The 22,177-nt window shown below is 68.6% G+C and carries 19 protein-coding genes; 4 read left to right on the top strand and 15 right to left on the bottom strand.

The genetic code is table 11. The features are described from left to right. Positions 1–729 (top strand): substrate-binding domain-containing protein (locus VF536_RS18910; RefSeq protein ID WP_331616413.1); only part of this gene is annotated, 729 nt, incomplete at its 5' end. A 40-nt stretch (positions 730–769) separates the two neighbouring features. Here VF536_RS18910 and VF536_RS18915 read toward each other — a convergent pair. The 10 genes from VF536_RS18915 to surE form a co-directional block, all read right to left on the bottom strand. Next, positions 770–1,441, bottom strand: coding sequence for a hypothetical protein (locus VF536_RS18915; RefSeq protein WP_331616414.1), 672 nt, complete (start codon positions 1,439–1,441; stop codon positions 770–772). 122 nt (positions 1,442–1,563) lie between these two features. Then, positions 1,564–4,821 (bottom strand): efflux RND transporter permease subunit, encoded by a 3,258-nt coding sequence (locus VF536_RS18920; RefSeq protein WP_331616415.1) that lies wholly within the window; start codon positions 4,819–4,821, stop codon positions 1,564–1,566. Positions 4,822–4,892: 71 nt separating this feature from the next. Then, a complete protein-coding gene (locus tag VF536_RS18925; RefSeq protein ID WP_331616416.1) occupies positions 4,893–6,047 on the bottom strand; it encodes an efflux RND transporter periplasmic adaptor subunit in 1,155 nt (384 codons plus the stop codon). 270 nt (positions 6,048–6,317) lie between these two features. After that, a complete protein-coding gene (locus tag VF536_RS18930; RefSeq protein ID WP_331616417.1) occupies positions 6,318–7,529 on the bottom strand; it encodes an MFS transporter in 1,212 nt (403 codons plus the stop codon). Positions 7,530–7,531: 2 nt separating this feature from the next. Continuing rightward, complete coding sequence (aroC, locus tag VF536_RS18935) at positions 7,532–8,641, bottom strand: chorismate synthase (RefSeq protein WP_331616418.1); 1,110 nt, start codon at positions 8,639–8,641, stop codon at positions 7,532–7,534. A 102-nt stretch (positions 8,642–8,743) separates the two neighbouring features. Beyond that, a complete protein-coding gene (rlmD, locus tag VF536_RS18940) occupies positions 8,744–10,261 on the bottom strand; it encodes a 23S rRNA (uracil(1939)-C(5))-methyltransferase RlmD (protein WP_331616419.1) in 1,518 nt (505 codons plus the stop codon). A 47-nt stretch (positions 10,262–10,308) separates the two neighbouring features. Continuing rightward, the gene (gene rpoS, locus VF536_RS18945) at positions 10,309–11,553 is read right to left on the bottom strand and encodes an RNA polymerase sigma factor RpoS (protein ID WP_414710410.1); all 1,245 of its coding nucleotides are present in this window, start codon (positions 11,551–11,553) and stop codon (positions 10,309–10,311) included. Positions 11,554–11,577: 24 nt separating this feature from the next. After that, complete coding sequence (locus tag VF536_RS18950; protein ID WP_331616420.1) at positions 11,578–12,459, bottom strand: peptidoglycan DD-metalloendopeptidase family protein; 882 nt, start codon at positions 12,457–12,459, stop codon at positions 11,578–11,580. 66 nt (positions 12,460–12,525) lie between these two features. Further along, entirely contained in the window at positions 12,526–13,371 is an 846-nt protein-coding gene (locus VF536_RS18955) for a protein-L-isoaspartate(D-aspartate) O-methyltransferase (protein WP_331616421.1), read from the bottom strand. Beyond that, positions 13,368–14,123 carry a 5'/3'-nucleotidase SurE gene (gene surE, locus VF536_RS18960; RefSeq protein ID WP_331616422.1) on the bottom strand — a complete coding sequence of 252 codons (756 nt, stop codon included), beginning with the start codon at positions 14,121–14,123 and terminating at the stop codon, positions 13,368–13,370. The genes VF536_RS18955 and surE overlap by 4 nt, the downstream gene beginning before the upstream one ends. A 128-nt stretch (positions 14,124–14,251) precedes the next feature. Between surE and VF536_RS18965 the strand changes: the two genes are divergently transcribed. Both VF536_RS18965 and VF536_RS18970 read left to right on the top strand, forming a co-directional pair. Next, positions 14,252–15,229: an NADPH:quinone oxidoreductase family protein gene (locus tag VF536_RS18965; protein ID WP_331616423.1), complete on the top strand. Its 978-nt coding sequence runs from the start codon at positions 14,252–14,254 to the stop codon at positions 15,227–15,229. Between the two features lie 125 nt (positions 15,230–15,354). Beyond that, a complete protein-coding gene (locus VF536_RS18970) occupies positions 15,355–16,095 on the top strand; it encodes a response regulator transcription factor (RefSeq protein ID WP_331616424.1) in 741 nt (246 codons plus the stop codon). A 34-nt stretch (positions 16,096–16,129) separates the two neighbouring features. Here VF536_RS18970 and VF536_RS18975 read toward each other — a convergent pair whose 3' ends face one another. The 5 genes from VF536_RS18975 to VF536_RS18995 form a co-directional block, all read right to left on the bottom strand. Beyond that, positions 16,130–18,541, bottom strand: a complete 2,412-nt coding sequence (locus VF536_RS18975) for a TonB-dependent receptor (RefSeq protein ID WP_331616425.1) — start codon at positions 18,539–18,541, stop codon at positions 16,130–16,132. Between the two features lie 146 nt (positions 18,542–18,687). Further along, the gene (locus VF536_RS18980) at positions 18,688–19,458 is read right to left on the bottom strand and encodes a DUF1828 domain-containing protein (protein ID WP_331616426.1); all 771 of its coding nucleotides are present in this window, start codon (positions 19,456–19,458) and stop codon (positions 18,688–18,690) included. 2 nt (positions 19,459–19,460) lie between these two features. Next, positions 19,461–19,949, bottom strand: a complete 489-nt coding sequence (locus tag VF536_RS18985) for a hypothetical protein (protein ID WP_331616427.1) — start codon at positions 19,947–19,949, stop codon at positions 19,461–19,463. A 125-nt stretch (positions 19,950–20,074) separates the two neighbouring features. Next, complete coding sequence (locus VF536_RS18990) at positions 20,075–21,010, bottom strand: AEC family transporter (RefSeq protein ID WP_331616428.1); 936 nt, start codon at positions 21,008–21,010, stop codon at positions 20,075–20,077. A gap of 10 nt (positions 21,011–21,020) precedes the next feature. Next, positions 21,021–21,671, bottom strand: a complete 651-nt coding sequence (locus VF536_RS18995) for a GNAT family N-acetyltransferase (RefSeq protein WP_331616429.1) — start codon at positions 21,669–21,671, stop codon at positions 21,021–21,023. A gap of 147 nt (positions 21,672–21,818) precedes the next feature. Between VF536_RS18995 and VF536_RS19000 the strand changes: the two genes are divergently transcribed. After that, positions 21,819–22,109, top strand: a complete 291-nt coding sequence (locus tag VF536_RS19000) for a hypothetical protein (protein WP_331616430.1) — start codon at positions 21,819–21,821, stop codon at positions 22,107–22,109. The last annotated feature ends 68 nt before the right edge of the window (positions 22,110–22,177 follow it).

Consider the following 22,177-nt stretch of genomic DNA (forward strand, 5'->3'; position numbering starts at 1 on the left):
CTGGCCGCCGGATACCAGAGCCTGATCGGCGTCACGCACTACCACCCCGAAGAGGAAGAGGCGCTCTTGCGCACCTACCTGATGAACCGCCCCGCCGGCCTGCTGGTCACCGGTTTCGACCGCACCGACGCGTCGCGCGCCCTGCTCCAGGGCAGCGGCGTGCCCTGCGTCCACGTCATGGAGAACCGCGCCGAAGCGGGCCTGCATTCGGTGGGCTTCTCGCAGCAGGCGGCCGGCCACGCGATGACCGCCGAGCTGGTCCGGCGCGGTTACCGGCGGATCGCCTTCGCCGCGGCACAGCTGGATCCGCGCACCTTGCAGCGTGCCGAGGGCTATCGCGCGGCGCTGGGCGCGGCGCACGATCCCGCGCTGGAGTTCATGGATGCGGCGCCGTCGTCGCTGGCGCTGGGCGCGGTGATGTTCGAACGCGTGCTGCGCGAGGCGCCCGACGTCGATGCGATCTTCTTCAACAACGACGATCTGGCTCAAGGCGCCTTGCTTCAGGCATTGCGCCAGGGCGTGAAGGTGCCCGAACGCGTGGCCGTCGTCGGCTTCAACGACCTGACCGGCGGCGACCAGATGCTGCCGCCGCTGAGCAGCGTGCGCACGCCCAGACGCGAGATCGGCCTGGAGGCGGCACGGATGCTGGTGGCGCTCATGCGCAACGAGACGGTGCCCGAGGCTCACATGGACCTGGGTTTCCAGCTGGTGCTGCGGGCGAGCTGCTAGATCGGCTGGAGGGAGACCGGCTGGAACGGAAAGCGCGCGGCTAGACGCGTGGCAGTGCGGGTCGTTCCATCACGAGCAGGCTGGCGCGGGGCGCCCAGAACGCACTGACGCCGACAAGACCGAACGGATGCTGCGTCTCGAGCCGGATCAGCGGCAGGCCCTGCCGCCCACGACCGTCCGTGACCAGCGGCATCAGCACATGTTGGCCGGAGCGCGGCGCCAGATCGACCCAGCCGTTCCCCGCCGGCTTGGCCTTCATGCCGAGCGTCACCGCGATGTCCCATCGCGACCGGGCCGTGGGATTGATCAGCTCGAGGTCGACCATCACCTGGTCCCCGGTGAAGCACGGCAGCGGCGAACCGCAGCGCAGCTCCAGGCCCCTGAGCGTCTGGACACCTTCCCAGAGGCAGCCCAGCGCGCCGATCAGCAGCAGGGCACCGACCGACGTCGAGGCCAGCGAATCCACCGCGACGCCCAACATCAGCAGCGGCATCGCACAGGCAAGCATCGCGAAGAACAGCGGCGTCGGCACGAGGTGGAGGTCGCGCCAACGCAGGACGGTGTGGTCCTGCTCGCCGGCCTTGAAGTCGGCGTCGTTGGCGGCGGATGAAACGGCGCGCGGCACGGCGACGGGCGCCGCATGGGAAGCGCGGGAGGGCCGTTTCAGCGACTGCCGGCACGGCAGCGGGATCGGCGGATTGGGAGGAGCCATGGACACGGGCAGAGGCGGCAGAGCGCGTTGAAAGCGATGCCGCTAATCTGCCCGCCCGTCCCGAAGAGGCCCACTACCTCAACAAGTCATCCGGTTACGTCGACCAACTTATTGTTGCAATCTCAGTCCGCGATTCCAGGCGTCGGCGTGACGGGCATCACAGGCTGCTGGCCGTGGCCTTGATGGTCGCCGTGGTCGGCGGTCGCGTCGGCGTCGGCCGCCGAGAACACCTTGCGGCCACGCACCAGGTACGAATAGATCACCGGCACCACCACCAGCGTCAGGATCGTCGAGGTGATCACGCCGCCGATGATCGCGCGGCCCATGGGCGCCTGGATCTCGCCGCCCTCGTTGAGCGCGATCGCCATCGGCAGCATGCCGAACACCATCGCCGCCGTCGTCATGATGATGGGCCGCATCCGGATCAGGCCCGCCTGCAGCAGCGCCTCGGGCACCGACATGCTCTGGTCCTTGCGCAGGTGGTTGGCGAAGTCGACCAGCAGGATGGCGTTCTTGGTCACCAGGCCCATCAGCATCACCAGGCCGATCATCGAGAAGATGTTCAGCGTCGTCTTCCAGAGCAGCAGCGCGATCATGACGCCGATCAAGGCCAGCGGCAGCGAAGCCATGATCGCGATCGGCTGCACGAAGCTGCCGAACTGGCTGGCCAGCACGATGTAGATGAAGATCAGCGCCAGGCCCATCGCGATCAGCAGGCCGTTGAAGGCTTCCGCCTGCTGCTTGCCGTCGCCGTCGACCATGAAGCTGATGCCCGGAGGCAGCTGCGTCTCCTTGATCAGCTTCTGCACGTCGGCGTTGACGTCGCCGCCCGGGCGGCCCTGCACGCCGGCATACACCGCCTCGCGGCGCTGCAGGTTCTGGCGGCGGATCACCTCGGGGTTGAACACCGGCTCGATGGTCGCGACCTGCTCCAGCGAAATCGGTGAACCGTCCTTGGCGAAGGCCACCGGCAGGTTGCGCATCTGCTCGATGCTCTGGCGTTGCGCCTTGGGCAGGCGCAGCAGCACCTCGACCTGGTTGCCGTCGGGCGTGGTCCAGTAGGTGGCGATGTCGCCGTTGACGTAGGCGCGCAGCGACGAGGCCACCTGCACCGCGTTCAGCCCCAGCTCGCGCACCGCGTTGTCGCGCAGCTTGACCGCGAAGGCCGGCAGGCCGGGCTTGACGGTGGTGTCCACGTCGACGGCGCCCTTGATCTTCTTCACCTTCTCGGCGAAGTCCTTGGCCACCTGCGTCAGCACTTCAGGATCGGAGCCGAGGATGGTCACCCACACCGGCCGGTTGAAACCGACGCTGACCTCGACGCCGGGAATGCGCGCGATCTCACCGCGGATCGCGTCCTCCACCTGCGTCTGGGTGCGCTTGCGCAGCTTGCGATCGACCAGCGCGATGTCCAGGTTGGCCTGGTTGCGGCCGGTCGCCAGACCTTCGCCACTGCTGCCGACCACGGTCGCGACCGTCTTGATCTCCGGGAAGGTCGCGAGGATCTCCTCGACCTGCCGGACCTTGGCCTCGCCGCGCTCCAGGCTGGTCGCTACCGGCATGCGCAGCGTCAGGTGGGTGAAGCCCTGGTCGATCTGCGGCTGGAACTCGCTGCCCACCGCCGGCACCAGCAGGATCGCCAGCACGAAGCTGCCGACGCCCGACCACGCGACGATGCCGCGCGGCGTGATCGTCGCCAGCCGCAGCCGGCGCGGCAACGCCTTCTGACGTTGCCCGTCGGCGCCGAACGGACGGCCGAAGGCCGGCAGCGGGATGCGGAAGCGGCGCGGCGAGAACACCCAGCGCAGCGTCTTCTCGTAGACCGTGTGCAGCACGTCCATGCCGGCGTCGGTGGCGCGGATCAGGTGGCCGATGACCGGCACCTTCTTGACGTAGGTGCTGGGCGGATCGGGCCACACCGACGACAGCATCGGGTCCAGCGTGAAGCTCACGAACAGCGACACCAGCACCGCGACGGCGACGGTGATGCCGAACGGATAGAAGAACTTGCCGACGATGCCGCCCATGAAGGCGACCGGCACGAACACCGCGCAGATCGCGAAGGTGGTGGCCATCACGGCCAGGCCGATCTCGTTGGTGCCGTCCTCGGCCGCGCGGTGGTGGTCCTTGCCCATGCCGACGTGGCGCACGATGTTCTCGCGCACGACGATCGCATCGTCGATCAGCAGCCCGATGCACAGGCTCAGGGCCATCATCGTCATGAAGTTCAGCGTGAAGCCGAAGGCGTAGATCGCGATGAAGCTGGAGATCACCGAGATCGGCAGCGTCAGCCCGGTGATGATGGTCGAGCGCCAGCTGTGCAGGAACAGGAACACGATGGCGATCGTCAGCAGCGCGCCTTCGATCAGCGTGTGGCGCAGGCCGTCGAGCGAGTGCTTCACGAAGTCGCTGTTGACGTAGACCAGGCGCAGTTCCATGTCCTTGGGCAGCGTCTTGCGCAGCTCCTCGATGGCGACCTTCACCGCCTCGCCGGTCTGGACGATGTTGGCGTCCTGCTGCTTGAAGATGTTGAAGGTGACCGCGGGCTGGCCGTTGATGCGGGCGATGGAGTCGAGCTCGCGCTCGCGCTCGCTGAGCGTGCCCAGGTCGCCGAGCGTCAGCGCCAGGTCGCCGCGGCGCGCCACGACGACGTTGACGAACTGCTTCGGATCCTTCACCTTGCCCTCGACGCGCAGCATCGCGTCGTCGTAGCGGTTGGAGATCAGGCCCACCGGCGCGTCCGTGTTGGCCGCGTTCAGCGCGGTCGAGATCTCCGCCGGGGTGATGTTGTAGGCGCGCAGCCGGGTCGGGTCGAGGTCGATGCGGACCTCGCGCACGGCCATGCCGCCGATGTCCACCTTGGCCACGCCCTCGACGCGGCCCAGGCGCTTGGAGACGTTCAGGTCGGCCAGCATCGACAGCTCGCGCAGCGTGCGGTTCGAACTCATCAGCGCAGCCACGATGATGGGCTGCGCGTTCTCGCCCTGGAAGCGCTGCACCATCGGCGGCTTCACTTCGCGCGGGAACTGCGCCTGCGCCATCGCGACGCGGTCGCGGATCTCCTGCATGCCGCGGTTCATGTCGGCATTCAGCGAGAACTCGACCGAGGTCTGCACCCGGCCCTCGAAGCTGCGCGACTGCACCCGCTCCACGCCGGCGATGGTATTGAGCGCCTCCTCCAGCGGCTTGGCCACTTCGCGCTCGACGGCCTCGGGCGAGGCGCCCGGGTACTGGATGTCGATCTGCGCGCCGGGGAAGGTGATGTCGGGCGACTGCTCGACGCCCAGCTTGGAATAGGCGACCAGCCCCAGCACGCACAGCGCGACCATGACCATGGTGGCGAAGACGGGGTTGCGGATCGAGACGCGGGTCATCCACATGGGAAGCTCCTCGGCGGAAGTTGTTGTTGTTCTGCTTGTCGGGCGGCTTGTTGAGCGGCTCAATGAGCGGCTTATTGAGCGGCGCTGCCGCTCGCCGCGGCGCTCGCCACGCTGGCCTTGGGCGCACGGATCTCGGCGCGCTCGCCTTCCTTGAGGTTGTCGAAGCGCGCCCCCAGCACCTGCGACTGCGGCGTCACGCCGGCGAGGATCTCGACGCGGCCCTCACGCGGATCGCGCCGGCCGGTGGTGACGATGCGGCGCACCAGCGTGCCCTTCTCGATCAGCCAGACATGCTCCTGGCCGGACACCGCGCCGATCGCGGTCACCGGCACCGTCAGGCGCGGCTTGTCGTCGGCCAGCTCGACGCGGGCGACCGCGTACTGGCCGGCTCGGAAGCGCTCGCCGGGGTTGTCCAGCGACAGCGTCACGCCGATCGAGCGGGTGCCGGGTTCAGCCGCCGGCGAGATGCGCGCGATGCGGGCGGTCACCGGGTCGTCGAAGCCTTCGATCCGGAGCTGCACCGTCATCCCGGGCGACAGCTTGCTGACCTCATGCATGCCGACCAGGCCGGCGAGTTCCAGCTTGGACAGGTCGACGATGGTCAGCACCGGCTGCTCGGCGGCCACCTTCTCGCCGGGCAGCGTGTGCCGCTTGGAGACGATGCCGTTGATCGGCGAGACCAGCGCGGCCTGGCGCAACAGCACCTCGCTCGTGCCGAGCTGCGCCTTGGCGGACAGCATCTGCCCCTTCGCCGATTCGAGCTGGGCGCGGGAGTTGTCGAGCGCCGTCGGCGCGATGAAGTTCTGCGCCGCCAGGCCCTGGTTGGCCTTGTACTGGCGCTCGGACTGCTCGTACATGGCCTGCATGGCCTCGACGCTGGCGTTGCGCTCGGCGACCTTGTGGCGCAGTTCCTCCAGGTCCAGCTGACCCAGCGACTGGCCGGCGCTCACGCGGCTACCTTCGGCGACCGCGAGCCGGTCCAGGCTGCCCGACGCCTTGGCGCGGACGATCACGGTATTCGGCGCGACCAGCGGGCCGGAGAATTCGATGACGCCGGGCATGGGCGCCAAGGCTGGCTTGACGATCTCACCGGCCTGGAACTCCAGGGCCGGTTTGGTTTCGTCCTTCTTCGCGGCGGGCGCGCTGCCCCCGCTCGTGGCATACACACCGGCACCGCCCGCGAGGACCGCCACCGCCACACCACCCAACCACCATTGCTTGCGCATGATCTCCCCCATCCGTCGACACGGGATCACCCAATTGATGATCCTTGAATGCGGCGGAGTGTAGGAATCCCCAAAATGATGCGACGGCCAGACGCGACGAATTGCAGATTGCGCGTCATGGCCTGCTTTTCTTCGGGACTGAAATTGCCGTGACTGACGACGGATTGCCGTGCCGCCCGACGAAATGACACGGATGAGCCATTGACCCAGGATGGAAACGGACCGGTTTCGCCTGAGGTTTCCTCTCTCAGACTCGACGCGTCGATAGGGTCAGACCGTTTGGAGCGGATCCCGCTTCGCGCAACGCCAGTGGCTCCAGGCGCCGATCAGCGCGAACACGGCGCCCGCCCAGAAGCAGGCCGCGTAGCCATGACTTTCGGCCAGCCAGGCGCCGCCCAGGCTGCCGAGCACGCCCGAGACGCCGTAGCCGAGCACCGCGTAGAGCGCCTGCCCGCGGCCCTGCAGGCGCCCGGGGAAATAGCGCCCGATCAGGCCGATGCAGGCGGTGTGCTGCGCCGCGAAGGTGACGGCATGGCAGCACTGCAGCAGCACCATCGCGGCCAGGCTCGCGCCCAGCCACGCGGTGCCGGCCATGCGCAGCGCGGCCAGCAACGCGGCGGCGACCAGCCAGTGGTGCAGGTGGTGCTGCCGCACCCAGCGGCCCTGGAACGCAAACCAGCAGATCTCCGCCGCCACCGACACCGCCCACAGCGCCCCCACCTGCCCCTTGCCGTAACCGAGCCGGTCCAGGTAGAGGCTGTAGAACGCATAGATCGCCGTGTGCGCGAGCACGGTGAAGAACATGCCGAGGAAGAACCAGCCGACTTCGGGCCGGCGCAGCGTGTCGGCGATGGAAACCGGCACGGCCGCATCGTGCTGGACGGCGGCGGCGCGCCGGGGTAGCCGCCACGCGGCGATCACGAGGGTGGTCAGGCCGATCACGATGGTCCACGGGAACACCGACATCCCCGCCCAGTCGAACCACCAGCCGCCGCCGACGACGGTCGCCAGGAAGCCCACGGAGCCCCAGAGCCGCACGCGCCCGTAGCGCTTCGGATCCATGCCGCCGCTGGCAACGAGCTCATGTGCGATCAGAGCCTCGTTGAGCGGCGTCACGCAGGCGTTGAAGAAGTACATCAGGAAGACGACCAGCGTCAGCCCGATGACGGGCGCCGCGGTTGTCGCCCCTGCCGCGGAAGTGGCCGGCACCAGCAGCAGGCCGAGCGCGCTGACCCAGCAGGCCAGCGCCGCGGCGCGGATCAACTCGACGCGCTTGCCGCTGCGATCAGCCACCAGGCCCCAGAGATAGGGCGCGAACAGCCGCGTCCAGCTCTGCATGGACACCAGCAGCCCGATCGCCACGACCGGCAGGCCGAGGGACTTGTACCAGAGCGGCGCGAACGGGTTGAACAACCCGATGCTGCCGTAATAGGCGCAGCCGAGCAGCGCGCTGGCGCGCAGCACGCGGCGGCCGTCAGCCACCGTCAGTCACCCGTCGGGCGTTGACCCGCGATGGCGGGAATGGGGAGTTCGACGTCCCCGCACTGCGCGCGGTCCATCAGCACGTGGTCGATGACGACCAGCGCCAGCATGGCTTCGGCGATCGGCGTCGCGCGGATGCCGACGCAGGGATCGTGGCGGCCGAAGGTCTCGACCGTCGTCGGCTCGCCGGCGCGGTTGATCGACGCCTTCGGCGTTCTGATCGAACTGGTCGGCTTGATCGCGATCGAGACGCGCAGGTCCTGGCCGCTGGAGATGCCGCCCAGCACGCCGCCGGCGTTGTTGCTGGCGAAGCCCGCGGGCGTCAGTTCGTCGCCATGCTGGCTGCCGCGCTGGCGCACGCTCTCGAAACCGGCGCCGATCTCCACGCCCTTGACCGCGTTGATGCCCATCATCGCGTAGGCGATGTCGGCGTCGAGCTTGTCGAACAGCGGCTGGCCCAGCCCGGCCGGCATGCCGGTGGCCTCGACCATCAGCCGCGCGCCGACGGAATCCCCGTCCTTGCGCAGCGCGTCCATGTAGTCCTCGAGCGCCTGGATCTGCGAGGTGTTGGCGGCGAAGAACGGGTTCTGGCCGACGTGTTCCCAACCCTCGAAGGCCAGGTCGATCTCGCCGAGCGCCGTCATGCAGCCGCGGAAGCCGACGCCCAGCTCCTGCTTCAGCCATTTGCGCGCGACCGCGCCGGCTGCGACCATGGGCGCGGTCAGCCGCGCCGACGAGCGCCCGCCGCCGCGCGGATCGCGCAGGCCGTACTTGCGCCAGTAGGTGTAGTCGGCGTGGCCCGGGCGGAAGGTGTCCAGGATGTTGCCGTAGTCCTTGCTGCGCTGGTCCACGTTGCGGATCAGCAGGCAGATCGGCGTGCCGGTGGTCAGGCCCTCGTAGACGCCGGACAGGATCTCGACCTGGTCCGGCTCCTGGCGCTGCGTCACGTGGCGCGAGGTGCCGGGACGGCGGCGGTCGAGCTCGGGCTGGATGTCCTCCACCGACAGCGCCAGCCCCGGCGGACAGCCGTCGATCACGCAGCCGATGGCCGGACCGTGGCTCTCGCCGAAGTTGGTGACGCGAAACAAGCTGCCGAAAGTGCTGCCGGACATCTGGGAACCTGCCGAGGCGGGAGAAACCGAAGCCGTCGATTCTACGAGCGGCCCCTGCCCTCGCGACTCGTCATGCGCCCCTGCGCCGACCTCACGACCTCATTAAGCGGTCAACTCAGCGCTCGACGATGACGATGCGTCGGTGCCGGATCCGGTGCCAACTTCGGAAGCGACACGCAGGGTGTCATCCGGGCCGGCCGCCGTTCCGGCCTCGGTCGCCGTTTCGCCCCGCGCAATGCGCGCCTGCGCCTCGGGATCGCGCTCGAACACCGCGATCGATTCGACGTGGGCCGTGTGCGGGAACATGTTCACCGCGCCCGCCTTCGTGCAGCGGTAGCCGGCCACGTGGACGAGCAGGCCCGCGTCACGCGCCAGCGTCGCCGGCGCGCAGGACACGTACACGATGCGCTCGGGCGGCGTCCAGCCGGGCGCGAGCGACGGATCCTTGACCAGTTCCGCCAGCGCCTTGACCAGCGCGAAGGCGCCTTCACGCGGCGGATCGATCAGCCAGCGGTCCGACACGCCATCGGCGGCCAGCAGCTGCGGCGTCATCTCGAACAGGTTGCGGGCGACGAAGCTCGCCTTGTCATCGAGACCGTTGCGCACCGCGTTCTCACGCGAGCGCTGCACCAGCGCCTCGCTGCCCTCGATGCCCAGCACCTCGCGCGCCTGCGTGGCCAGCGGCAGCGTGAAGTTGCCCAGGCCGCAGAACCAGTCGATGACGCGCTCCTCCTTCTGCACGCCGAGCAGCCGCAAGGCGCGCCCGACCAGCACCGTGTTGATGTGGTGGTTGACCTGCGTGAAGTCGGTCGGCTTGAACGGCATCAGCACGCCGAATTCCGGCAGCGTGTAGGCCAGCTCGGGGCCGTCCTTGTCGAGCAGGTGCACCGTGTCCGGTCCCTTGGGCTGCAGCCACCATTGCACGCCGTGCTCGGCCGCAAACGCGCGCAGCTTGGCGAGGTCGCCCGGGCTCAGCGGTTCCAGGTGGCGCAGCACCAGCGCGATGACCTGCGTGCCGTCGGTGTCGCCGATGGCCAGCTCGATCTGCGGCAGCCGGTCGCGCGCATCCATCGCGCCGACCAGCTCGCGCAGCGGCATCAGCATCGCGCTGATCTTCTCGGGCAGCACCTTGCAGACCTGCATGTCGGCGATATAGCGGCTCTTGCGCTCATGGAAACCGACCAGCACGTGGCCCTTCTTCGGCACGTAGCGCACCGACAGGCGCGCGCGATAGCGGTAGCCGGTGGCCGGGCCCTCGATCGGGCGCAGCAGCGCCTCGGCCTTGACCTTGCCGAGGTGCCAGAGGTTGTCTTCCAGGACCCGTTGCTTGACCGCGACCTGGGCGCCGGTGTGCAGATGCTGCATCTTGCAGCCGCCGCAGGCGCCCGGATGCAGGCCGAAGTGCGGACAGACCGGGCGCACGCGCTGCGAGCTCTCGCGGCGCATCGCGACCAGCGCGGCCTGTTCCCAGTTGTTCTTCTTGCGGCCGACGGCGACCTGGACTTCCTCGCCGGGCAAGGCGCCCTCGATGAACACCACCTTGCCTTCGCTGTTGTGGGCGACGCCCTGCGCTTCGAGGTCCAGCGAATCGACCTTCAGCCATTCCGATACATCAGTCATGGGGGCGCATTATCCCAGCGCCCCACGCGCAGGTCCGGGGGACCTCCTCAGAAGATCGAATCGCGGCTGATGCCCTGCCGCATCATGTTGCGCTTGAGCTTGGCCAGCGCCTCGATCTGGATCTGACGGATGCGTTCGCGCGTCAGGCTGAGCCGCACGGCCAGGATGTCCAGCGTCTCCGGCTCGCGATCCGCGAGGCCGTAGCGCCCGGCGAGCACTTCGCGCTCGCGGTCGCTGAGCGAGGCCAGGCCGCCCTTGAGCAGGTCCTCGAGTTCATGGCTCAGGCGGTGTCCCGCCGGATCGACCGCCTGTTCATCGGCGACCAGATCCAGCATCGATTCGCCGCCTTCGCCGTTGCGGTCGACCGGCGAATCCAGCGAGCTCGGCAGCTCCGCATAGGCCAGCAGTTCGGCGATCTCATGGACCGGCCGGCCGAGCGCCTGCGCCACGTCCTCGGCGCGCACGCCGCCTTCGCCGCCGCGTTGTGCCGCCAGCGACTCCAGCGCGCGGCGCGCCTTCAGCACCTGGTTGAGCTCGCGCACGATGTGCACCGGCAGCCGGACCAGCCGCGCCTGATGCATCAGCGCGCGCTCCACCGCCTGGCGGATCCACCAGCTGGCGTAGGTCGAGAAACGGAAACCGCGTTCGGGCTCGAACTTGCCGATCGCGTGCATGAGGCCGAGGTTGCCTTCCTCGATGAGGTCGCTCATCGGCAGGCCGCGGCCCAGGTAGTTCTTGGCGATGCTGACGACCAGGCGCAGGTTGTGCTCGATCATCGCCTGCCGCGCCTCGAAGTCGCCGGCGCGCGCCTTCACGGCGGTGTCGTACTCCTCCTGCGGCGTCAGCAGCGGCGTGCGCCGGATGTCGCGCAGATAGGCCTGCAGGGCGTTGGTGGCGTCGCCGTCGGCGGGACCCAGGTCGCCCTTGCCGGACTTGGCCTTGCCCTTGCCGTCCTCCGACTCGACGCTGCGCAGGACGCGCACCTCGTCGTCATCGTCGGTGACGGCCTCGGCCGCACCCGGCGCATCGGGGTCGTCGCCGTGGTCGCGCGCAGCGTGTTCGCGCCCGTCGCCGTCGTGGTGATCGTGGCCGTCGTGGCCGTCGTCGTGTCCGGCATGCTGTCCGGCGTCATGCGCGCCGTCGTGCGCGGCATCCTGTGCCGCCGCCTCCAACCCCGCATCGTGGCCATCGGCGGCGAGCTCGGGCGGCAGCTTGAAGCGGCCGGGATGAACGGGTCGATCCAGGCCGTCAGGCAGAAGTCCGTCAGTCGAAGAGGCGCGATGCAATGTCATGTTGCGGCGCCTCCTTGAGCGCCTCTAGCGCGCGGGCAACAACTTGGACGGATCGATCGGCTTGCCCTGCTTGCGCACTTCGAAGTGCAACTTCACCGAATCCGCGTCGCTGCTACCCATCTCGGCGATCTTCTGGCCCTTGCGCACCACCTGGTCTTCCTTCACCAGCAGTGTCTGGTTATGCGCGTAAGCCGTCAGATAGTTCGTGCTGTGCTTGATGATGATCATGTTGCCGTATCCGCGCAACCCCGCGCCCGCATACATCACGCGGCCATCGGCGGCGGCGAAGACCGGATCGCCGGCCTTGCCGGAGAAGGCCATGCCCTTGTTGCGGACCTCGTCGAAGCCGGCCGCGACCGCGCCGGACGCGGGCCAGCCCCAGCTGATGTCGTCGTCGTCCTTGGTGGCCAGGGGTGCGCTCGGGGTCGCGACGCCGCTGGCAGGCGCGGACGCCGCCGCGGTCGTCGTCGCCGGAGCCGGGGACTTGCCATCCAGCGGACGCGTCTCCACCTTCGAGGTCGCCAGCGGTCTGGTCGTCGCCGCGTTGGGGTCCAGCCCCGGCGGCGCCACGCGCAAGACCTGACCCACCTCGATCAGGTTGGGGTTGTCCATGCCGTTCCAGCGCGCCACGTCCTTCCAGCCCTGGCCGTTGTCCATCGCGATGCGGATCAGCGTGTCGCCGGGTTTGACGGTGTAGTAGCCGGGTTTGCCGGCGTTCTCGGCGCCGGGCAGCGGTTTCGATTCCGGGGCCGGCGTGACGGCGGTGCCGGGAATGGCTTGCGCGGGCGTGCCCTTGCCGACGGTGCGGTCCTCCACCGGCGCGCGGTGCGGGGTGTTCTGGCAGCCCGAGAGCGCCAGCACCGCCACGGAGACCCAGAGCAGCGGGGAACGGAAGAGTTGTTGCATGCGCGAAGTTGTCATTTGGAAAGCCGAAGCGCGGGAGCCGCAAGACACGGGCTTGAGGCCGGCGCGCTACAGGACCCCTGATTTTAGGGGCACGAACAGGACGGCCTCATGCAGGCTGCGCAGGAAACGCGAGCCCGCGGCGTCGCGGACATGATCGATCAGGACCAGGACTTGCCCCCGGCCGCTGGGCGCGGTCATCGGCGCGACCAGCCGGCCGCCGGGCGCGAGCTGGTCCAGCCAGGCCTGCGGGATGTCGTCGCCGCCGGCGGCGGAGATGATGCTGTCGTAGGGGGCCGACGGCCGATGGCCGAGCATGCCGTCGCCGTAGACGAGCCGGACCTGGTGGTGCCCCACGAGATTCGCGCGCGCCTTGTCGTGCAGCGGCTTCAAGCGCTCGACCGACACGACCTGTTTCGACAGTTGCATCAGCAGCGCCGCCTGGTAGCCGCAGCCGGTGCCGATCTCGAGCACCTTGCCCAGATGGCCGCGCTGGCGCGCGCCGGGCGCGTCCAGCATCAAGGCCATCATCCGCCCGACGACGGAGGGCTTGGAGATCGTCTGCCCGTGGCCGATCGGCAGGCTGGTGTCCTCGTAGGCCTGCGTGGCGAGCGCGGAGTCGACGAAGTGGTGGCGATGCACGGTGTTCAGGGCCTGCAGCACGCGCTCGTCGCTCAATCCCTCGCGGCGCAGGCGGTCGACCATGCGCTGGCGCACGCCGGCCGAATCGAGGCCCAGCCCGCTCGGCGTCGACTGCCGCGCCTTGATGGCGGCGGCCTGCTGCCAGTGGCCTTGCGGCTTGATCGGCTCGCGCGCCTCGGCGGCCGCGGCGGCGCCGGGCGCGCCGGGTCGCGTCGCTCCGAGCTTGTCCAGCGACAGCGGGAAACGCTTGGGCCGGGGCGGCAGGGAGGTCATGGACGGCCGTCGGTCTGCAGTTGCTGGCGCCAGTGGCCCAGCGTGGCGTGCTCGGTGAGGTCGACCTGCAGCGGCGTGACCGACACGGCGCCGTTGGCGGTCGCGTGGAAGTCGGTGCCCTCGCCCGCTTCGCGCTCGGCGCCGGCGGGGCCGATCCAGTAGATCATGTCGCCGCGCGGGCTGCGCTGCTGGATGGTGGCTTCGCTGGCATGGCGGCGGCCCAGACGCGTGATGCGACGCGGCAAGGACGGGGCGTCCGCGCGGTTCGGGATGTTGACGCTCAGCAGGAAGGCATGGTCGAGCCCGCCGGCGATGACGTCCTGGATCAGCGTCCGCATCACGGCCGTGGCGGCATCCAGGTGGCCCCAGCCCTTCTCGACCTGCGAGAACGCGATCGACGGCACCCCGAAGAGGTAGCCCTCGGTCGCCGCGGCGACGGTGCCGGAGTAGAGCGTGTCGTCGCCCATGTTGGCGCCGTTGTTGATGCCGGACAGCACCAGGTCGGGCTTGTAGTCCAGCAGCCCGGTCAGGGCCAGGTGGACGCAGTCGGACGGCGTGCCGTTGACATAGCGGTAGCCGTTGGAGGCGGTGTAGACCGACAGCGGCCGGTGCAGCGTGAGGGAGTTGGACGTGCCGCTGGCGTTCTGCTCGGGGGCGATGACTTCCACGGTGCCTAGCCCTTCGCAGGCGCGGACCAGGGCGGCGAGTCCGGGGGCCAGGTAGCCGTCGTCGTTGGCGATGAGGATGCGCATGGGCGGCATTGTAGGCAGGCCGTCACCCCGGCGACGCGAGGGTCCACCCGTGCTGCCTATCATGCGCCCGGCGACCCTGCGGCGACCCCGCCGAGAGGGGCGGATCCATCGGAACCAGGAGACGAGACATGAAGGCATGGCTGTGCGAGAACCCGGTCGGCGTCGAGGCGCTGCAGTGGAAGGAACTGCCCTCCCCGCAGCCCGGCCCCGGCCAGTTGAAGGTGGCGATCAAGGCGGCGAGCCTGAACTTCCCCGACCTGCTGATCGTCCAGAACAAGTACCAGATGAAGCCGCCGCTGCCCTTCGTGCCGGGCACCGAGTTCGCCGGCATCGTCGAGGCGGTCGGCGACGGCGTGACCGGCTTCAAGCCGGGCGACGCGGTGGCGGCGTTCACCGGCACCGGCGGCTTCGGCACCGAGGCGCTGGTGCCCGCCGCGCTGGCGCTGCCGCTGCCGCCGGGGTTTCCGTTCGAGGACGCGGCCGCCTTCATCTGCACCTATGCCACCAGCCACCATGCGTTGATCGACCGCGGCGCGCTCCAGCCCGGCGAGACCGTGCTGATCCTGGGCGCGGCCGGCGGCGTCGGCACGGCGGCGATCCAGATCGCGAAGGCGGCCGGGGCGCGGGTGATCGCCGCAGCCTCGTCGGACGAGAAGTGCGCGCGTTGCCGCGAGATCGGCGCCGATGCCACGATCAACTACGCCAGCGGCTCGCTGCGCGACGAGATCAAGGCCCTGACCGAGGGCAAGGGGCCGGACATCATCTACGACCCGGTCGGCGGCGACCTGGCCGAGGCGGCCTTCCGCTCGATCGGCTGGCGCGGGCGCTACCTGGTGGTCGGATTCGCCCAGGGCAGCATCCCGGCGCTGCCGCTGAACCTGGCGCTGCTCAAGGGCGCGTCGCTGGTCGGTGTGTTCTGGGGAGAGTTCGCCAAGCGCGAACCCAAGCGCAACGCCGCGATGATGATGGCGCTGGCCCAGTGGTATGCGGCGGGCAAGATCCGCCCGGTGATCGACCAGGTGCTGCCCATGGAACAGCTGCCCCAGGCCTTCGCGCGCATGGCCTCGCGGCAGGTGGTGGGCAAGCTGGTGGTGGTCAACGGCTGAGCGGCCGACCCTCGGTGGCCGACCGCCGGTCGACCGCCTGTCGACCGCCGCCGACACCCTGTTTCACGGGGCATGCAAGCCCGGGGGGCGCTGCTAGGATGCGGCCAGCTATCGCTCCCCACACCATGGCCGTCAAAGTTCTCATCGTCGAAGACAACCCCGTCGCCCGCAGCTTCCTTTGCCGCGTGGTGCGAGAAAGCTTCAGCGACGGCATGGAGATCACCGAGGCCGGCGACCTGGAAGGCGCGCGCCGCCAGCTGGCCAAGGTGGAGGCCGAGTCGCCCGCCACGGGCTACAAGCTGATCATGATCGACCTGGAGCTGCCGGACGGCAACGGCATGGAGTTCCTGGGCGAGCTCGCCGGCAAGCCGGCGGTCAAGATCGTCACCACGCTGTATTCGGACGACGACCACCTCTTCCCCGCGCTGCAGCGCGGCGCGGACGGCTACCTGCTGAAGGAAGACCGCTTCGAGGTGCTAGTGGAAGAGCTGCAGCGCATCGTGCGCGGCCAGCCGCCGCTGTCGCCGGCGATCGCGCGGCGGCTGCTGTCGCACTTCCGTCCGGGGTCGACCGGCGATTCGGGTCCGATGGGGCTGAATTCCGGCTTCGGCAGCCTGACCTCGTCGGCCACGCCCAGCACGCGCGGCGTCACGCTGGATCCGGTGCCCGAATGGGAACGCCTGACCCCGCGCGAGAACGAGGTGCTGACCTACCTCAGCAAGGGCTTCACGATCAAGGAGATCGCGAACCTGATGGGCATCAAGTGGTTCACCGTCAACGACCACATCAAGAGCATCTACAAGAAGCTCAACGTCTCGAGCCGCGCGGAAGCGGCCGTCCTCGCGTCCAAGCAGGGCCTGGTCTGAGAGGCCGCCCCGCCTGATGCGGGGCCGCGGCTGATCACCACCGATATCCCGCCTTCGCGTAGTACTGGCGCCCGTTCGCGCCGAACGGCGAGAACTGGTTGTAGGCCAGGATGCCGCCGATGGCGTTCGCCGTGATCACCCGATCGGGGTAGCGGTTGGTGACGTTGTCGACGCCGGCGCTGAGCGACCAGGCGCCCTGCTCCCATCCCGCCGACAGATCGAGCAGCCACGCCGGCCCGAAGGTCTGGTCGTTGGCCGCGTTGGACTGGCGGATCACGAAGCTGCCGTAACGGCTCGCCGCCGCGCGGCCGATCCACGGCCCCCAGCGGTGTTCGGCGCCGAGCACCAGCTTGTCCTTGGGCGAACCGATCGTGGCGCGGGCCAGCGAGACGCGGTCGATCAGCTCCAGGTTGTTGGCGGTCAGGATCGCCGGGTTCTCGTCGACATGCCGGATCGAGTTCTTGTTGTGGTTGTACGCCACCGTGTACTGGCCGCGGCCCGCGCCGCCCCAGTCCTGCTGCCAGGTGCTCACGATGTCCACGCCGCGCGTGCGCGTGTCCAGCGCGTTGGTGAAGTAGCGCCCCGCGCTGACCAGCACGCCCTGCGCCGCCAACTGGTTGCGCAGCGCGGCGGGCAGCGTCAGGTTGGCCGACAGCAGGACGCGATCGTCGATGTCGATCTGGTAGACGTCGACCGTGGTCTGCCACTGCGCCAGCGGCTGCAGCAACAAGCCCAGGCTCACATTGCGCGACTTCTCGGCCTTCAGCGGCTTGGCGCCGAGCGCCGCTGCCGGGGCCGATTCCACCGGGAAGGTACCTGCATCGACCAGCGCGCCGTTGATCAGGTTGGTCGAGGTGGTGGCGAAGTACTGCTGCGCCAGCGACGGCGCGCGGAAGCCCGTCGACACGGTGCCGCGCAGCGCCACGGCCGGCGAAAACACGTAGCGGCCCGACAGCTTGGCCGAGGTCGCGCTGCCGAAGTCGTTGTAGTGCTCGGCCCGCAAGGCGGCGGAGGCGCTGAAGGCCTTCGTCACCTGGCCCTCGAGGCTCGCGTAGGCGGCGACGTCGTGGCGCGAATGCGCGCCGGCATTGCTCGGCTGGAAACCTGGGAAGCCGGAGGCGCCGCCGCTCTGATACGACGCCGGTTCGCCGGCGTCGATCTCGTAGCGTTCACGGCGGGCTTCGGCGCCCAGCGCCAAGGTCCACGGCGCCGCGAGCCCGAGGTCCACTTCCCGCGACAGGTCCAGGTTCAGCACCGTCTGCTGGTTGCTGAGCCGGCCGGCGTCGAAGCGCGTCGGGCTCGCGTTGCCCAGCGAGTAGTTGGCTGTGTTGGCCACATCGATGTCGAAGCGGTTGCGGCCGTGGTTGACGCTCGCGTCCCATGACCAGCCGGCGAGTTCGCCGCGCAGGCCGGCGACGATGCCGGTGTCGACGGTGGTGCTCTGCTCCAACGGCAGGAAGCCTTCGGGATACAAGCCCGCGACGTTGTTGGCGACGGCGGTTGCGCGGGTGCGCCAGAACGCGGCGGAGACCGTGTCGCGATGGCTGAGCGTGGCGACGGCGTAGGCCTGCAGGCTGCCGGTCAGCGCGATCTCCGCATTGATCACGGCCGACTGCTGATGGCTGTCCGGATCGCCGAGGCGGTTGTTGACCTGGCCGAAGCGGGGTTCGGTCGCCGCCTCGCGCGCGTCGACGCCGGCGCGGTTGGTGCGCTGCTGATGGCGGTTCTCGAGCGCGAAGCGGACCCAGCCGTCCTGGCCGAGCGCGAAGCCCGCGCTGGCCGACTCGGTATGACGGAAGCCGTCGCCGGCATCGGTCTGCCCGACCTCGGCGTTGACGCCGCCGCCCTTGGCGCCCTTTTTCAGCACGATGTTGATCACGCCGGCGATCGCGTCGGAGCCGTACTGCGCGGCGGCGCCGTCGCGCAGCACCTCGACGCGCTCGATGGCGGCGAAGGGGATGGTGTTCAGGTCCACCGGCGCGGAGCCGCGGCCCTGCGTGCCGTTGATGTTGACGACGGCGGTCGTGTGGCGGCGCTTGCCGTCGATCAGGACGAGGGTCTGGTCCGGCGAGAGCCCGCGCAACTGGGCGGGCCGCACGGCATCGGAGGCGTCGGTCAGCGACGGTCGCGGGAAGTTCAGCGAAGGCAGCAACTGGCCGAGCGCGGTCGCGAGTTCGGACGTCCCCGTGCGTTGCAGATCGGCGACGCTGAACACGTCGACGGGAGATTCGGATTCCGCAACCGTCCGGTTCACGCGACGGGTGCCGGTGACGACGACCTGCTGGAGTTGATCGCCAGCGGCAGCCGACGACGACGCGGTCTGCGTTTGAGCCTGGGCCTGTGCGGCGGGCGCGACACTGGCGATGGCGGCGAGCGCGACGGCGCTCAGCGGCACTCCGGCGATCAGCGGACGGAGGGACGAACGAAGGGACAAGCGAGCAGACATGGGGGCTTTCGGGGATTCATCAGTCACGACAACCCCATAGCCTGCGGGCGTTGGCGTGCCCGGCCAACGAAGCTCCGCGCACATGCTCATGCAAAGACCGAGATCGCCTTTGATCTCAAACGATGCTCAAGCCCCGATCCCCGGCATCAGGCCCGAAGTCGATGATCAATCTTCTCGCGGATCGCCGAGGTGTCGTCCAGTCCGAACACCATGTCGTTCGCCACCTTCGACAGGCGATCGATATCGGGCTTGGAAATATCTCCAAGATCATTGACGACCACCAGAGAGTCGAAACTGCCGGCATGCGTCTTCAGATGTTGGAGGGTGATGGTGGTCAGTCGCGCCTTGTCTGCGCCCTTGACGCCGAACACGTACAGCGGTGCGTGAATCCCTTGAACGAAAAAGTCGATGGGATAGTTGTCGCTTTCGGGGACGTCCGGATCGACATAGTCCCTGATCAAACGATCACCCCCAACCGCTTCGCGCAGGACCGAATTCAGATCGTCGTAAAACGTCGATTCGACACGCCCCCGACTCCACAGCCCCAGATCCTCCAATCGCGACATTCCCCGCCCGAGTCGAAACAGCCCCCGAGCCAGGTCATCCGCGCCGACGACGACAAACAGCTCACCGTCGTCTTCCGAGATGCCGGACTCACGAAGCACCTGCTCATACAACTTGCCGCGCGCGCCACTCAGCAGCTTGGACAGATCGTTCTCGTAGCTCAGACGCATCAGCGTGTTCGCCCTGTCGCTGATGCGCCAGCCGTCCGCCTCTTGCGTCAGGTGAGCCACGAGATGGTCGCCGTCCCTGCCCTCGAATGGGAGTGAGACCAGGAGTTGCCCTCGTCGCTCGATGACCTGCATCTCCTGGCACATCAGCTTGCACAGCCGTTCCTGGACTTCCACAGCAGACATGATCAGTACTCCTGAGCAAGCTCGCTGACCCCTGCGTGCAGGCTCAACGGCAGATTGGCGATTGCACAGAGACTGACGAGATGACGAGTGGCCCCGCAGAGATCGGCATAGGCGTCGCAGCGAACTGCAAAATGCTCTGCCTTCCTTCCGTCAGCGATGTATCGCTCGGTCGCGAAATGCACGTGACAGAGAAAGTCCAGACGCTCACCCTCCAAAGGATTGCCGTGCGAGTGATAGGGACCATTGCAGCGAACCAGCGTCACCTCTTCTCCATCGAGGTCAAGCAGACTCAGGCCGCAAGAGAAGGAATCCGGCTCCTCCAGGTTCTGCCGCTGGTAGACGCGGAACTTGACCCGACCGTCGATGCTCTCTGCTTCGAATGTCCTGCGTATCGATTTCTTCTGCTCGATCCAGCGTGCGCGCGGGTTCCTAACCGCCTTGGGCATCTCGATCAACGTCCTGATCGATTCATCCGTCATCAATTTCGTCATGCACATCACCTTCGATACCTTGCGATTGACGACCAGTCTAGGCAGGGTACGGAGAGGTCCATGCCAACGACTCGGCAAGAACGCAACAGCGCTTGCCGGTTGGTCTGGAGGTGATCGAACTCGTGTTAGTTCAGCTGCGTCAGCACCACCGCCAGCGTCCCCAGCGACAGCACCGTCGACACCAGCGTCGTGGTCGACGACACCCCGACATCCCGTCGGTAGAACTCGGCCAGCATGAACGGCCCGGTGCCGGTGGGCAGCGCGGCGAGCAGCACGGCGGCGTCCGCGCTGTGCGGCGGCAGCATGAAGACGTGGTTCGCCAGCCACCACGTCAAGCCGGGCAGCGCGATCAGCTTCACCGCCACGAGCCCCCACGCGGTGTTTCGATCGGCGCGCCGCACGGGGCAGTCCGCGAGAAACACCCCCAACGCCACGAGCGCGCACGGCGTGGCCGCCTGGCCGAGCAGCTGCAAGAAGGTGTGGGCAACCTCAGGCAGCGCAACACCTGTCCCCGACCACGCCGCGCCGAGCAGCGGCGACAGCACCAGCGGGTGCTTCAGCGAGCGCCACAGCGCCGCCCCGACCCGACGGGCCCGGCTGCGCCCGCCGCCCTGCAGACCAAGCTCGATCAGCACAATCGCCACGGAGAACAGCACGCAGACGACGATCAGCGTCGCGATCGTTGCCTCCACCTGGCTGCCGCGGCCGAAGACCAGCAGGCAGAGCGGCAATCCGACGTAGCCCGTGTTCGAGTACGACGCTGCCACCGCCTCGACCGAGGCGTCCGCCATCGGCCGTCCGGCGCGCCATCGCACGAGGAAGACCGCCGCGAAGATGACTGCCGTCGCCAGCCCGAAGGCGCCGACAAAGCCCGGCTGCCACAACGCCGCCCAGCTGCTGTGCGCGGTGATGTCGAAGAGCAAGGCCGGCAGCGCCAGCCACACGACGAAGGCGTTGAGCACGCTCGCCGCGTGACCGTCAAGCAGCCCCAGCTTTCTCGCGCCGTAACCCGCGGCGATCAGGCCGAAGAGCGGCAGCAGGATCGACAGCGTCGCCAGCATGGACTGCGCGTCACATCGCCGGCCGCTGGGTCTCGCCCCACTGCGGGTTGATCAGCGCGAAGGTCTCGTGGTCGCGCCATGCGCCGTCGATGAACAGGTAGCGCGGGCTGAAGCCCTCCCGCTGGAAACCGAGTCGTTCCAGCACGCGACGGCTGCGCGCGTTCTCGGGCCTCACCGACGCCTGCAGGCGATGCAGCGACACCGCCGGCCCGAAGGCCTCGGCGATCAGCTGCCTCAGCGCCTCCTGCATCAACCCGCCGCCGACGCAGCCCTCGTCCAGGCTGTAGCCCAGCATCGCGCTCTGGAACACGCCGCGCGAGACGTCCGACAGCGCACACACGCCGATCACACGGTCCGGCACTTCCGCCAGCGACAGCCAGTAGCGCCAGATCGTGCCCGCGTCGAAGGCCTTCTCCTCGCGGCCCAGGCGGGCTCGCGTGACGTCCAACGCCCAATGGTCGGCCGGTCGCGTCGGATCCCAGCGGGCGAAGTGCGCCAGGTTGCGCGCCTGGTACTCGATCGTCGCCTCGGCCAACGCAGGCGTGGAAGCTCGCATCAGCAGGCGCTCCGTCCGCAACAGCTTGCGCGGTGATCCGGGCCGGAAACCGGTGGATGGGTCGGCCAGGATGCCGGCCGGCGAGTCGACAGGTGGAACAGACATGGCGCAACTGTAGTCGCCCGCCGCGCCAACGACACCGGATGTCGCAATCAGCCATGAAGATGTCGTTTGTGAATGTTCATGCCTCTGATCGCCGTCGATAGAGTTCACTTCGTTGTCCAACCCCTTCGATCTGACAAGGAGCTCATCATGAAGGTTTTCGCCATCGCTTCCCCCACCGCTTCGCTGACGCCGCAGGCGATCGAATCGCACATGCCCGCCGAAGTCCACGACACCGTCCGCCTCTATCTCGGCGGCAAGGTCGAGCAGTTCTGGTTCCAGGAAAAGGCCGGCCCGATCTTCCTCATGGACGTGCCGTCCCTGGAAGACGCCAAGGCCACGCTCGACGCGCTGCCGCTGGTGGCCGACGGACTCATGAGCTACGAGCTGCGTCCGGTCGTGCCGCTCATGCCGCTGGCGCGCCTGATCCCGGCGAAGTGACCGTCGGTCCCTGACCGGACCTCCGGTCCGAGGTGCGGTCTGAGGTCCGGACGCTCGGGAGGACGCGG

The organism is Roseateles sp. (assembly GCF_036486225.1).
Taxonomy (GTDB): Bacteria; Pseudomonadota; Gammaproteobacteria; order Burkholderiales; family Burkholderiaceae_C; genus Roseateles.

Coding starts and splice junctions, on each gene's coding strand:
- VF536_RS18915 (WP_331616414.1), bottom strand. CDS start 1,441: ATGGCTCCTCCCAATCCGCCGATCCCGCTGCCGTGCCGGCAGTCGCTG.
- VF536_RS18920 (WP_331616415.1), bottom strand. CDS start 4,821: ATGTGGATGACCCGCGTCTCGATCCGCAACCCCGTCTTCGCCACCATG.
- VF536_RS18925 (WP_331616416.1), bottom strand. CDS start 6,047: ATGCGCAAGCAATGGTGGTTGGGTGGTGTGGCGGTGGCGGTCCTCGCG.
- aroC (WP_331616418.1), bottom strand. CDS start 8,641: ATGTCCGGCAGCACTTTCGGCAGCTTGTTTCGCGTCACCAACTTCGGC.
- rlmD (WP_331616419.1), bottom strand. CDS start 10,261: ATGACTGATGTATCGGAATGGCTGAAGGTCGATTCGCTGGACCTCGAA.
- rpoS (WP_414710410.1), bottom strand. CDS start 11,553: ATGACATTGCATCGCGCCTCTTCGACTGACGGACTTCTGCCTGACGGC.
- VF536_RS18950 (WP_331616420.1), bottom strand. CDS start 12,459: ATGCAACAACTCTTCCGTTCCCCGCTGCTCTGGGTCTCCGTGGCGGTG.
- VF536_RS18955 (WP_331616421.1), bottom strand. CDS start 13,371: ATGACCTCCCTGCCGCCCCGGCCCAAGCGTTTCCCGCTGTCGCTGGAC.
- surE (WP_331616422.1), bottom strand. CDS start 14,123: ATGCGCATCCTCATCGCCAACGACGACGGCTACCTGGCCCCCGGACTC.
- VF536_RS18965 (WP_331616423.1), top strand. CDS start 14,252: ATGAAGGCATGGCTGTGCGAGAACCCGGTCGGCGTCGAGGCGCTGCAG.
- VF536_RS18970 (WP_331616424.1), top strand. CDS start 15,355: ATGGCCGTCAAAGTTCTCATCGTCGAAGACAACCCCGTCGCCCGCAGC.
- VF536_RS18975 (WP_331616425.1), bottom strand. CDS start 18,541: ATGTCTGCTCGCTTGTCCCTTCGTTCGTCCCTCCGTCCGCTGATCGCC.
- VF536_RS18980 (WP_331616426.1), bottom strand. CDS start 19,458: ATGTCTGCTGTGGAAGTCCAGGAACGGCTGTGCAAGCTGATGTGCCAG.
- VF536_RS18985 (WP_331616427.1), bottom strand. CDS start 19,949: ATGACGAAATTGATGACGGATGAATCGATCAGGACGTTGATCGAGATG.
- VF536_RS18990 (WP_331616428.1), bottom strand. CDS start 21,010: ATGCTGGCGACGCTGTCGATCCTGCTGCCGCTCTTCGGCCTGATCGCC.
- VF536_RS18995 (WP_331616429.1), bottom strand. CDS start 21,671: ATGTCTGTTCCACCTGTCGACTCGCCGGCCGGCATCCTGGCCGACCCA.
- VF536_RS19000 (WP_331616430.1), top strand. CDS start 21,819: ATGAAGGTTTTCGCCATCGCTTCCCCCACCGCTTCGCTGACGCCGCAG.